This is a genomic window from Clostridium sp. FS41 (genome assembly GCF_000954015.1).
Lineage (GTDB): Bacteria > Bacillota > Clostridia > Lachnospirales > Lachnospiraceae > Enterocloster > Enterocloster citroniae.
Genome location: NZ_JYHN01000073.1, coordinates 21,691 through 32,026, shown reverse-complemented (window position 1 = coordinate 32,026; position 10,336 = coordinate 21,691). Strand labels below are relative to the sequence as shown.

The following is a 10,336-nucleotide window of genomic DNA, read 5'->3' as shown; positions in this document are numbered from 1 at the left end:
AAAAGCATGAGTCACGCCTGCCCCTGTTCGGAACCATCTATTTCCCGACAGCCCCATTCAACTTATATATGTTATATCGATTTACCGCCGGACATTTACCCGTGCCTGCACATGGCCGGCAGTCTACTGCACCCAGGCCCCGTCACCGCCCACCTGATATCCGTCCGGTGTCGTAGTCCCCGCGGCCATGGATCCGTCCTGGTACATATAATACCACTTGCCGTCCAGCTCGTTCCATCCCGTTACCGCGTATCCCTCCGGGCTGAAATAGTACCATTTGCTCATAATGCGTTCCCATTTGCCGGCAGCGACCGTACCGTCATGATAGGTAAAGCGCCGCCCCTGCTGGTAATCCCCCCAGGTGCCGTCTGTAATGCCCGGATCATTTGACTGGGAGGAAAGGGAGCTTACCGGTTCTCCGTCCTCCAGATAGTCCTGCTGGTTTCCGTTCCTTGCAATGGCAGCCACCTCAAAATAGTAGGCTGTGCCGGACTTGGTCATAAAGGGAGAAAAGTCGTAGGAGGTGGCTCCCTCCACGATCTGACTCACCACTGACCCCTGGTCGTCATAGAGCACCACACGGTAGGTATTGGCGAATTTTACGCTGTTCCAGGTGGCAACAGAGGGGTTATCACTGTCCCATCCGGCCCAGGTGGTGCTGTCTAACTGGGCCGCGGCCTGGTAGGTGAACTTGACCGTATACACGTACCCGGAATCCGCCTCGTAATCACTACCCGTGTACTTCTTTACAGAGGTGATCTGTGCATCATTGCGGCCATTGACCACCTTAATCTCCAAACTGCTCTTGGTAAGCCCCGTGCTGCTTCCCAGATAAACCGTACCCGTCACATCATTGCCCGCTGTCCAGTTCTCAGGGCTTTTGGACCAGGACACATCCGACAGCATCTCAATGGCGTCTGAATCCTCCTCGGATACATATACATCCGGCTCCAGGGGATGGACCTTATTTTTGTCATTATCATCCCTGCTGACACCCTGGCTGTCATACTGGTTTTCAATCTCCAGCCTATACGCGGACTTAGCCTGGGCTGTCATGCCCAGGCCAATAACCATCCATATTGCTGCAGCGGCTGTCACTGCATATCTGCTCTTTTTCATAGTATCTCCTTTCAACTGTCCTTTTTGATCTCCTCTATGAAAAATGCCGCCACACAATCTTTTCCTCACATTGCTCCCACAAACCTCAATCAGACTTCAGGAAGACCGGCCCCGATCAGTCTCTAATGCTGCCAGACTCCATTGGCATCCAGGATAAATCCGTCAATGGATGTATTCACTGCCTTGGATCCGTCACCCGGGTAGAAATAGTAATAGTTGTTCTCCACCTTGTACCATCCCTCCACCATGGCTCCGCTCTCATTCATAAAATATGTCTTGCCGTTAATAGTCAGCCAGCAGTTCTTTACCATGGCTCCTTCCGGTCCGCCATCATTGGGATTCAGATAATACCAGATATTGCCGCTCTTGATCCATCCCTTCCTCATATCTCCGCTGTCACCCATGTAGTACCAGTATCCGCCTGTCTGCTGCCATCCCGTGAGCATACGGCCTGAGGTGTCAAAGAGATACCACTTGTCGTTCCATTTAAGCCATCCGTTCTTCTGAAGGTTTCCGTCCGGGTACCGGAAATACCAGTAATCCCCTTCCTTTCTCCAGCCCACGTCCGTATTGCCGCCGCTGGGAGTGCTGCCTCCGTTATCCTGGCCGCTGCCGTCCGATACCTCGTCCTCATCAATATACAGGTCACCGGCTTCGGTCCATTCACTCTTCTTGCCGTACTTTTTCTCCTCATCCGTGTGAGGCACGGTCCTAACCTTAAAGGAGTAATCCCCCTCCTTGGTCATGTAGGGATAGAAATTGTAGGAGGTTCCCTTGTAGTCCTCCAGCTTTTTAACGACCGATGAACCGCGGTAGAGATATACATCATAATACCCTGAGCTGTTCTCCCCTGCTTCCCATCTGGCCCTTCCCTTACTGCTTCCCCACTCAGCGTCCTCCGGGGGCTCATAGGTTCCCTTGATCCCCGTTGCCCTAAGGACCACCTTCAAGTCGCTTCCGCTCTTGGTGGCTGATACAAAGGTTCCGCCGCTGATACTTACATTGTTGGAGCTGTAGCTGCTGCGGAAACGGTATTCATAGGCACTGCTGCTGGATGTATTGGGCTCCAGCCACACGGTGATCTTGGGGGTATCCCCAATGCCCACCTCTTTATCATTCGTCCACTCTGCTGACGCCACCTCATATTTGCTGGACGAGGAGTACACCTTGCTTCCGCTGTCGCTGGAACTGGTTCCCAGGCTGTCTCCGCTGTTCACCTCATCTCCTGAATCCAGATCAATGCTCACCTTTAGTGAGACACTTGTTATATACTTATAGTCGCTGGCTGCCAAAACCTGTACGGGCATCGCTGTCATCAGCGTGCCTGCTGTCAGGGCTAGGCATAACATTCGTTTCATGCTTCTCATGAACGCTCAACCTCCTCCAAAGGGCTGCACCCTTATATTTTCTTTACCTGTTTCTATTATAGCCCAGATGACAGTTTTGCGTCAACTTACGATATTCTTGCGATGTTTTCGTAATTTTACAAAGTTCTGACAAAAAAGCGGCCGGGGGGAGAATCAATGTGCGCCGACAGGCGCACGCAAAAAGACTGCAGACACACTTACGCGCATCTGCAGCCCTATTATGATTTGGATTATACTAATTCAATGAGAACTTCCATTGCAGCATCGCCCTTACGCGGACCAACCTTAACGATTCTGGTGTAACCACCGTTACGGCTTGTGTACTTAGGAGCAATATCATCAAAAAGCTTAGCTACCATGTCAACAGACTTGGTATTTTTCTTCTTGCCGGCTGGTGTGGAAGGAACCTCGGTCACGCCGTAAAGGACCTTTAACATCTGCCTTCTTGCATGCAGTCTGGAAGGCATATCCTTTTTGATTTCCTTCTCCACTTCATCATATACAGTAACTTTCTTGCCGTCAACAACCTCTTTGACCCTCTTGCCGTCTTTGTCCTTGCGGGCAACCTTAGCAGTAACCTTAACGGTCTCATAGTTGTCTTTTTCCTTCACTGCCATGGCGATCAGTCCTTCTGCAACTTTGCGGATCTCCTTTGCCCTGGTCTCAGTTGTCCTGATGTGACCATGATATAACAGTGCTGTTACCTGGCTTCTGATCAGAGCCTTTCTCTGATCGGAAGTTCTTCCTAATTTTCTATATCCTGCCATTGTATTTTCCTCCGTTATTGTGGAACACCTTCACCATGCTTCCTCGGACTTACTGGTTCAGGCATTGACGCCCACATATTTATTTGGCTGCCTCGGCCATGCTTCTTTGGACTTACTGGCCGGGGTGTTAATATACCAGCTTCCTCGCATTGCTCGGTCGCTTAGTTGTCATCACTTGGATTCAGCTGCAAGCCCAATTCTTTCAGCTTAGCCAGCACTTCCTCAAGGGATTTGCGTCCCAGGTTACGAACCTTCATCATATCCTCGGAAGTCCTGTTGCACAGTTCCTCCACGGTATTGATACCGGCTCTCTTCAGACAGTTGTAAGAACGAACGGAAAGCTCCAGTTCGTCAATATTCATCTCAAGTACTTTTTCCTTCTCATTGTCTTCCTTCTCTACCATGATCTCTGCTGTCTTGGCATTCTCTGAAAGGTCAATGAACAGGTTCAGATGCTCGCTAAGTACCTTGGCTGCCAGGCTGACTGCCTCATCGGGAGCCAGGGTGCCGTTGGTATAGATCTCAAGTGTCAGTTTGTCAAAGTCAGTCTGCTGGCCAACACGAGTGTTGGTAACAGCCATATTGACACGCTCTACCGGGGTATAGATGGAATCAACCGCGATCACGCCGATCGGCAGATCATCGTTCTTATTCTTATCCGCGCTGATATATCCACGGCCCTTTGTAATGGTGAGCTCCATGTAGAATTTACTGTCCGTGCCGCCGCTTAATGTAGCGATGACCTGGTCAGGATTCATGATCTCGATATCAGCATCTGCCTGGATATCTGCTGCAGTAATTACGCCTTCACCCTCAAATTCAATGTATGCAACCTTGGGTTCATCGGTATCGCTGTTGTTCTTGATCGCTAAGCTTTTGATGTTCATAATAATCTCAGTTACATCTTCCTTTACTCCAGGAATAGAACTGAACTCATGCAAAACGCCATCGATTTTTACCTGACTCACTGCGGCTCCGGGTAAAGAAGAAAGCATAATTCTTCTTAAGGAATTGCCCAGCGTAGTGCCGTAACCTCTCTCAAGTGGTTCAACTACAAACTTGCCGTATCTCTTGTCTTCTGAAATCTCTGCGATTTCAATATTTGGTTTTTCAAAATCGAACACTAATAGCCCCTCCTTTTTGGGTTTCTATCAAATCTCGAGGGATATAAAACCTGCACACAGCAGAACATAACCTGGGCCAATGCAGAGTCCGGGTTTTACGTCCTGCAAAGTACGCCTGTCCGTTAAAGACAGGCATACCTTGTACAATCTATAGAGAATGGCAGGATTATTTGGAATACAACTCGACGATAAGCATTTCGTTTACTGGAACATCAATCTCATCCCTGGTTGGCAGTTCCTTAACAGTACCGCGCAGGTTCTCCTGGTCCACTTCCAGCCAGGATGGTGTCAGGCGTCCGCCTGTCACTTCCAGAATATCTTTATATCTCTGAGCAGATTTATACTTCTCTCTTACTTCGATCACATCACCGGCCTTAACCTGGTAAGACGGAATGTTTACAGGCTTGCCGTTAACCAGAATATGCTTGTGGTCAACGATCTGCCTTGTCTCCTTACGTGTGCGGCCAAGGCCCATACGGAACAGTACGTTGTCCAGTCTGCACTCCAGAAGGATCATCAGGTTGGTACCGACCATGCCGTTCATCTTAGATGCCTTAGCATAGTAGTTACGGAAAGGTTTCTCTAACACACCATAAATGAATTTAGCTTTCTGCTTTTCTCTCAGCTGCATGCCGTATTCACTTAACTTTTTATTTGATCTTTTTGATTCTCTGTTTGACTTTTTATCAATTCCTAAATAGACCGGATCCAGTCCAAGGGATCTACATCTTTTAAGAACAGGAACTCTATCTACTGCCACTTTAATTACCTCCTAATTAAGATCATCAGACTCTTCTACGTTTTGGCGGACGGCATCCGTTATGTGGAACCGGTGTTACGTCCTTAATGCTTGTTACTTCCAAACCACATGCCTGAAGGGCACGGATTGCGGCCTCACGTCCTGAACCAGGACCCTTAACCATAACGTCTACTGATTTTAAGCCATGTACAAGAGCTGCCTTAGTAGCAGTTTCTGCCGCCATTTGAGCTGCATAAGGAGTAGATTTCCTTGAACCTCTAAATCCCAGACCACCGGCACTAGCCCATGATAAAGCGTTACCCTGCGCATCAGTTAATGTAACAATTGTGTTATTAAAAGATGACTGGATATGTGCCTGTCCGCGTTCAACGTTTTTCTTCACACGCTTTTTTGTAACTTTTTTAGTCGTGGACACTTTTTTAGCCATTTTAAACTAACCTACTTTCTCATTTTCTTGAATTCGCTCTTCCTGTTTTTAAAACATGCAAATCGAATTCTGTTACCGTGTTGCTAAATTACTTCTTCTTGTTTGCTACTGTCTTCCTTGGTCCCTTGCAGGTTCTTGCATTGGTCTTGGTTTTCTGCCCACGGACCGGAAGGCTCTTCCTGTGACGGATTCCTCTGTAGCATCCAATTTCCTGAAGTCTCTTGATGTTCATAGCAATTTCCCTGCGGAGATCACCTTCAACAGTCTGAGATTCAGCAATGACGTTAGCCAGCTTCTTCACCTCATCATCGGTTAAATCCTTAACACGAGTATCTGGGTTCACTCCAGCTTCTGTTAAGATACGGTTGGAACTTGTTCTACCGATTCCGTAGATGTAAGTAAGACCGATCTCAATACGTTTTTCTCTTGGTAAGTCAACACCTGAAATACGAGCCATGTGTGTATTACACCTCCTAATTTTAATTAACCTTGTCTCTGTTTATGCTTTGGATTTTCACAAATTACTCTGATACTGCCTTTTCTCTTAATGATCTTGCACTTTTCGCAGATCGGCTTTACGGATGATCTAACCTTCACAGTAATTCTCCTTTCTATAGACCAACAAAGTTGCTCCAGCATTATACCAAATTTTTTCAACAAATGCAAGCACTTTTTATCTATATTTATTCTTTTTCTTTTCCCCTGGTGTACCGCATCTCTGTACCGTGCCGCTGTACCCTGCGGGGTCCCCAACTCCGCCATCGGCTGTGGTTGGGTGTGGGCTGCCGGCAGCCTTTATTTATCTCTCCAGATAATCCTGCCCTTGGACAGGTCATAGGGTGATAACTCAATGGTCACCTTATCTCCCGGCAGAATGCGGATATAGTTCATACGAAGCTTTCCGCTGATGTGCGCCAGTACCTGATGGCCGTTCTCCAGTTCAACCTGGAACATGGCGTTTGGTAATTTTTCAATTACCACTCCTTCAATTTCAATTACATCTGATTTGGACATATTATTTTACCTCCTACTGCTTGTGGGTGCGTATCAGGGATGCTATCTCCTCATCGCTCACCGTCCCGCCTTCTGTAAGCTTTTTCCTCAAGGTTTCATCGTATTTACCTGTGAGCTGCAAGTGTTTCCTGTTCTTGCGTTTCTGTTTACTCAGGGGATGCCTCCTGCCGTCTGACAGACTAACATATTCCCCTTGGACACTGATTATGATATACAGTTCATCTTTGTCGTGACCTGCTAAACTTTTTACCAGGCCGGCTTCTTTAAACTCTACCATAGGGTCACCTCTGCTACAGCGATAAAATCTCAGGCTCGCCATCCGTGATCAGGATGGTGTTCTCGTAGTGGGATGCCAGTGAGCCGTCCTCTGTCACAACGGTCCAGCCATCATCCGTCCACGCTACATCATAGCGCCCTGCAGTAATCATAGGCTCAATTGCCAAAGTCATTCCCGCCGCCAGCCTGATGCCTTTACGGCGCTGGGCAAAATTAGGGATTTCCGGAGCCTCGTGCATTTCCGTACCGATTCCGTGTCCTACCAGGTCACGGACCACACCGAAGCCAAAGCTTTCTGCATAAGCCTGGATGGCTTTGGATATATCATTGAGATGATTGCCAGCTTTTGCATACTTTATTCCTTCAAAAAAGCTCTGCTCAGTCACCTCCACCAGTTTCCTGGCAGTGTCGCTCACTTCCCCCACAATGTGGGTCCTGGCAGCATCGGATTGATATCCCTTCCATATAACGCCTGTGTCCAGGCTGACGATATCACCCTCTTCCAGGTAACGGTGCTTATCCGGTATTCCGTGAACAACTTCATCATTGATGGAGATGCACACAGAAGCCGGAAAGCCCTGATAGTTTAAAAAGGAAGGGATACATCCCTGGCTCCTGATCATCTCTTCGCAGATTCGGTCAATCTCTTTGGTAGATATGCCCGGCTTTACCACCTTGCCCAGTTCTTCGTGTACATTGGCAAGGATCCTGCCAGCTTCCCTCATTAATTCAATTTCCCGTTCTGATTTAATTGTTACCATTATTTATGCTCCTAAAATCTTAACAATGGCCTGGAATACGTCTTCCATATCCATGGTGCCATCCACTTGTGCCAGAACGCCTGCTTTCTGATAATACTCTATAAGAGGCTGAGTCTGATCATGATATACATCAAGGCGCTTCTTAACTGTCTCAGGTTTGTCGTCATCCCTGAGGACCAGTACCTGACCGCACACATCACAGATCCCTTCCTTCTTGGGAGGATTGAATTCAATATGATATGTAGCACCGCAGGCCAGACATGCGCGGCGTCCGGACATACGCTTTACAATGTTCTCATCCGGCACATCCACGTTAACCGCATAGTCAATGGACTCCCCCATCTCGCCCAGCGCCTTTGTAAGGCTCTCCGCCTGGGGAATGGTCCTTGGGAACCCATCCAGTACGTATCCGTTCTGACAGTCAGCTTCATGGATCCGGCCAAGCAGCATGCCTATGGTAATCTCATCCGGCACCAGACCGCCGGCGTCCATAAATGCCTTTGCCTTCATTCCCAGTTCTGTGCCGTTCTTAATATTGGCACGGAAAATATCTCCTGTTGAAATATGGGGTATCTGATACTTTGCTGCAATTTTTTTTGCCTGGGTACCTTTTCCGGCACCAGGAGCGCCTAACATGATGATTTTCATAGAACCGATCCTCCTCGTTATGAGCACTTACTCACTCTTTATAAACGCAATCAATCCGCCCCTGTGGAATACCGCAAAGGCAGATTGATTAATTCAACTGTGGTTGTTAATCGTTCAAAAATCCCTTATAATAACGCACAAGCATCTGTGATTCTACTGCTTTGATTGTTTCCAGCACCACGCCTACAATAATGATCAAGGAAGTTCCTGAAAATGATATATGGCTTACATTTAATAAACCGGATGCCAGAATCGGAACAACCGCAATGATGATCAGGCCGCATGCACCAATAAAAACAATATAATTCAAAATCTTATTTAGATAATCGCTGGTTGGTTTTCCCGGGCGGATACCAGGGATAAAGCCTCCCTGCTTTTTCATGTTATTAGCCACTTCCAACGGATTGAAGGTAATGGACGTATAGAAGTAAGCGAACATAATCAGCAATGCAATATAAATCACCAGACCAATGGAGTACTCCGGAGACTCGGGTCTGCACCATGAGCCTGAGTTGAGCACCATCAGAATCTTGCCTCCTATGGAGTTGTAATCAACAGTAAAGAACTGAGAGATCACAACAGGGAATGACATGATGGAAGAGGCAAAGATAACCGGCATTACACCTGCGGTATTAATCTTCAACGGGATGTTGGAAGCCTGTCCGCCAACCATCTTGCGGCCAACCATTTTCTTGGAATACTGAACCGGGATTCTTCTCTCCGCATCGTTTAGCACGATAACAAAGACAACCATGGCCAGGATCACAAGAGCAATCACCAAAATGGCAATAGCTGCTGTAAACACAGTCTGTCCGAAGATGAAACGGTAATAAAGGCTCCTCACATCATTGGGAACACTGGACAGGATGTTGAATAACAGTACAATTGAAATACCGTTTCCAACGCCCTTTTCCGTAATCTGCTCACCAATCCACATAAGCAGGGCACTTCCCGTAGTCATTGTAACAATGGCAATGATAATATTCCAGGCATTGTAATCAAGGAGAAGTCCCTGACGGCCAAAGCCGATGGCCATGGCACTTGATTCAATCAGTGCCAGGGCTACCGTGGTATATCGGGTGTATTCCTGAATCTTTTTCCTGCCGTCTTCACCATCCTTTTGCAGCTCTTCCAGTTTTGGAATCGCTATGGTCAGCAGCTGGATGATAATGGAGGATGTGATGTATGGCGTGATGCTCAATGCAAAGATGGACATGGATGAAAATGATCCACCTGTCATGGCATTAAAGAAGCCAAACACATCCGTTGTCTGTTTTGCAAACCAGTCCGCAAAGAATGTTGTTTCGATTCCCGGAATTGGAAGCTGGCATCCAAAACGGATGACTACCAGCATCATAAAGGTATAGATAATCTTTTTACGGAGCTCCTGTACCTTAAATGCATTTCTGATCGTTTTAAACATTAGATCACCTCGCAGGTTCCACCTAAAGCTTCGATTTTAGATTTTGCACCTTCACTGAATGCATTAACCTTAACGGTCAGCTTTTTGGTTAATTCTCCATTTCCAAGGATCTTTACACCATCTCTTGGATTCTTAACGATTCCAGCTTCGATTAATGTCTCAACAGTAACCTCAGCATCGTTATCGAACTGTTCCAGTGCGCTTACGTTAATACCTATAATGGTCTTAGAATTCATATTGGTGAAACCACGCTTTGGGATACGCCTGTATAAAGGCATCTGTCCACCCTCAAAGCCAGGTCTTGTTGCTCCAGAACGGGCTTTCTGACCCTTGTGGCCCTTACCAGCGGTTTTACCATTGCCTGAACCATGGCCACGGCCTTTTCTAAAATTATCGCTATGCTTTGAACCTGCAGCAGGCTGTAAATTTGACAATTCCATGACTGCACCTCCTTACTTTATCTGATTAGATTTCTTCAACTTTTACCAAATGTCTCACACTTGCAATCATGCCTCTGACAGCGCCATTATCTGGCATCTCAACTGTCTTCTGCATCTTGGTCAGGCCAAGGGCAGCAACAGTTGCCTTCTGCTTAGGAACAGCACCGATAGGGGACTTGACTAATGTAATCTTTAATTTCTCTGCCATGT

Annotated in this window: 15 protein-coding genes; all 15 read right to left on the bottom strand. The window is 47.1% G+C overall.

What is annotated here, in order from left to right; all coding sequences use genetic code 11:
- Positions 1–123: 123 nt before the first annotated feature.
- The 15 genes from CLFS41_RS24910 to rpmD all read right to left on the bottom strand — a co-directional run bounded on the left by CLFS41_RS24910 (position 124) and on the right by rpmD (position 10,334).
- Entirely contained in the window at positions 124–1,119 is a 996-nt protein-coding gene (locus CLFS41_RS24910) for a hypothetical protein (protein WP_007869265.1), read from the bottom strand.
- A 122-nt stretch (positions 1,120–1,241) separates the two neighbouring features.
- Complete coding sequence (locus CLFS41_RS24905) at positions 1,242–2,486, bottom strand: hypothetical protein (RefSeq protein WP_007869271.1); 1,245 nt, start codon at positions 2,484–2,486, stop codon at positions 1,242–1,244.
- Between the two features lie 230 nt (positions 2,487–2,716).
- A complete protein-coding gene (locus CLFS41_RS24900; protein ID WP_007869272.1) occupies positions 2,717–3,253 on the bottom strand; it encodes a L17 family ribosomal protein in 537 nt (178 codons plus the stop codon).
- 161 nt (positions 3,254–3,414) lie between these two features.
- Entirely contained in the window at positions 3,415–4,377 is a 963-nt protein-coding gene (locus tag CLFS41_RS24895) for a DNA-directed RNA polymerase subunit alpha (protein ID WP_007869282.1), read from the bottom strand.
- A gap of 166 nt (positions 4,378–4,543) precedes the next feature.
- The gene (gene rpsD / locus CLFS41_RS24890; RefSeq protein WP_007869283.1) at positions 4,544–5,137 is read right to left on the bottom strand and encodes a 30S ribosomal protein S4; all 594 of its coding nucleotides are present in this window, start codon (positions 5,135–5,137) and stop codon (positions 4,544–4,546) included.
- A gap of 25 nt (positions 5,138–5,162) precedes the next feature.
- On the bottom strand, positions 5,163–5,564 hold the full coding sequence (gene rpsK / locus CLFS41_RS24885; protein WP_007869284.1) for a 30S ribosomal protein S11: 402 nt from the start codon (positions 5,562–5,564) through the stop codon (positions 5,163–5,165).
- 88 nt (positions 5,565–5,652) lie between these two features.
- Positions 5,653–6,021 carry a 30S ribosomal protein S13 gene (gene rpsM / locus CLFS41_RS24880; protein WP_007869285.1) on the bottom strand — a complete coding sequence of 123 codons (369 nt, stop codon included), beginning with the start codon at positions 6,019–6,021 and terminating at the stop codon, positions 5,653–5,655.
- A gap of 26 nt (positions 6,022–6,047) precedes the next feature.
- On the bottom strand, positions 6,048–6,161 hold the full coding sequence (gene rpmJ / locus CLFS41_RS29630) for a 50S ribosomal protein L36 (protein ID WP_003497809.1): 114 nt from the start codon (positions 6,159–6,161) through the stop codon (positions 6,048–6,050).
- Between the two features lie 198 nt (positions 6,162–6,359).
- Positions 6,360–6,578 carry a translation initiation factor IF-1 gene (gene infA / locus CLFS41_RS24875; RefSeq protein ID WP_007869287.1) on the bottom strand — a complete coding sequence of 73 codons (219 nt, stop codon included), beginning with the start codon at positions 6,576–6,578 and terminating at the stop codon, positions 6,360–6,362.
- A gap of 13 nt (positions 6,579–6,591) precedes the next feature.
- Positions 6,592–6,855, bottom strand: coding sequence for a KOW domain-containing RNA-binding protein (locus CLFS41_RS24870; protein ID WP_007869290.1), 264 nt, complete (start codon positions 6,853–6,855; stop codon positions 6,592–6,594).
- A gap of 13 nt (positions 6,856–6,868) precedes the next feature.
- Positions 6,869–7,615 carry a type I methionyl aminopeptidase gene (map, locus tag CLFS41_RS24865; RefSeq protein ID WP_007869292.1) on the bottom strand — a complete coding sequence of 249 codons (747 nt, stop codon included), beginning with the start codon at positions 7,613–7,615 and terminating at the stop codon, positions 6,869–6,871.
- Positions 7,616–7,618: 3 nt separating this feature from the next.
- The gene (locus CLFS41_RS24860) at positions 7,619–8,263 is read right to left on the bottom strand and encodes an adenylate kinase (RefSeq protein WP_007869295.1); all 645 of its coding nucleotides are present in this window, start codon (positions 8,261–8,263) and stop codon (positions 7,619–7,621) included.
- A 106-nt stretch (positions 8,264–8,369) separates the two neighbouring features.
- Positions 8,370–9,686, bottom strand: coding sequence for a preprotein translocase subunit SecY (gene secY / locus CLFS41_RS24855; protein WP_007869298.1), 1,317 nt, complete (start codon positions 9,684–9,686; stop codon positions 8,370–8,372).
- On the bottom strand, positions 9,686–10,126 hold the full coding sequence (rplO, locus tag CLFS41_RS24850; RefSeq protein WP_007869300.1) for a 50S ribosomal protein L15: 441 nt from the start codon (positions 10,124–10,126) through the stop codon (positions 9,686–9,688). The genes secY and rplO overlap by 1 nt, the downstream gene beginning before the upstream one ends.
- 25 nt (positions 10,127–10,151) lie before the next feature.
- Positions 10,152–10,334, bottom strand: a complete 183-nt coding sequence (gene rpmD / locus CLFS41_RS24845; RefSeq protein WP_007869301.1) for a 50S ribosomal protein L30 — start codon at positions 10,332–10,334, stop codon at positions 10,152–10,154.
- Between the last annotated feature and the right edge of the window lie 2 nt (positions 10,335–10,336).

Excerpts from the sequence above, each read along its gene's own strand:
- CLFS41_RS24910 (WP_007869265.1), bottom strand. The coding sequence starts at position 1,119 with ATGAAAAAGAGCAGATATGCAGTGACAGCCGCTGCAGCAATATGGATG.
- CLFS41_RS24905 (WP_007869271.1), bottom strand. The coding sequence starts at position 2,486 with ATGAGAAGCATGAAACGAATGTTATGCCTAGCCCTGACAGCAGGCACG.
- CLFS41_RS24900 (WP_007869272.1), bottom strand. The coding sequence starts at position 3,253 with ATGGCAGGATATAGAAAATTAGGAAGAACTTCCGATCAGAGAAAGGCT.
- rpsK (WP_007869284.1), bottom strand. The coding sequence starts at position 5,564 with ATGGCTAAAAAAGTGTCCACGACTAAAAAAGTTACAAAAAAGCGTGTG.
- rpsM (WP_007869285.1), bottom strand. The coding sequence starts at position 6,021 with ATGGCTCGTATTTCAGGTGTTGACTTACCAAGAGAAAAACGTATTGAG.
- infA (WP_007869287.1), bottom strand. The coding sequence starts at position 6,578 with ATGTCCAAATCAGATGTAATTGAAATTGAAGGAGTGGTAATTGAAAAA.
- CLFS41_RS24870 (WP_007869290.1), bottom strand. The coding sequence starts at position 6,855 with ATGGTAGAGTTTAAAGAAGCCGGCCTGGTAAAAAGTTTAGCAGGTCAC.
- map (WP_007869292.1), bottom strand. The coding sequence starts at position 7,615 with ATGGTAACAATTAAATCAGAACGGGAAATTGAATTAATGAGGGAAGCT.
- CLFS41_RS24860 (WP_007869295.1), bottom strand. The coding sequence starts at position 8,263 with ATGAAAATCATCATGTTAGGCGCTCCTGGTGCCGGAAAAGGTACCCAG.
- secY (WP_007869298.1), bottom strand. The coding sequence starts at position 9,686 with ATGTTTAAAACGATCAGAAATGCATTTAAGGTACAGGAGCTCCGTAAA.
- rplO (WP_007869300.1), bottom strand. The coding sequence starts at position 10,126 with ATGGAATTGTCAAATTTACAGCCTGCTGCAGGTTCAAAGCATAGCGAT.
- rpmD (WP_007869301.1), bottom strand. The coding sequence starts at position 10,334 with ATGGCAGAGAAATTAAAGATTACATTAGTCAAGTCCCCTATCGGTGCT.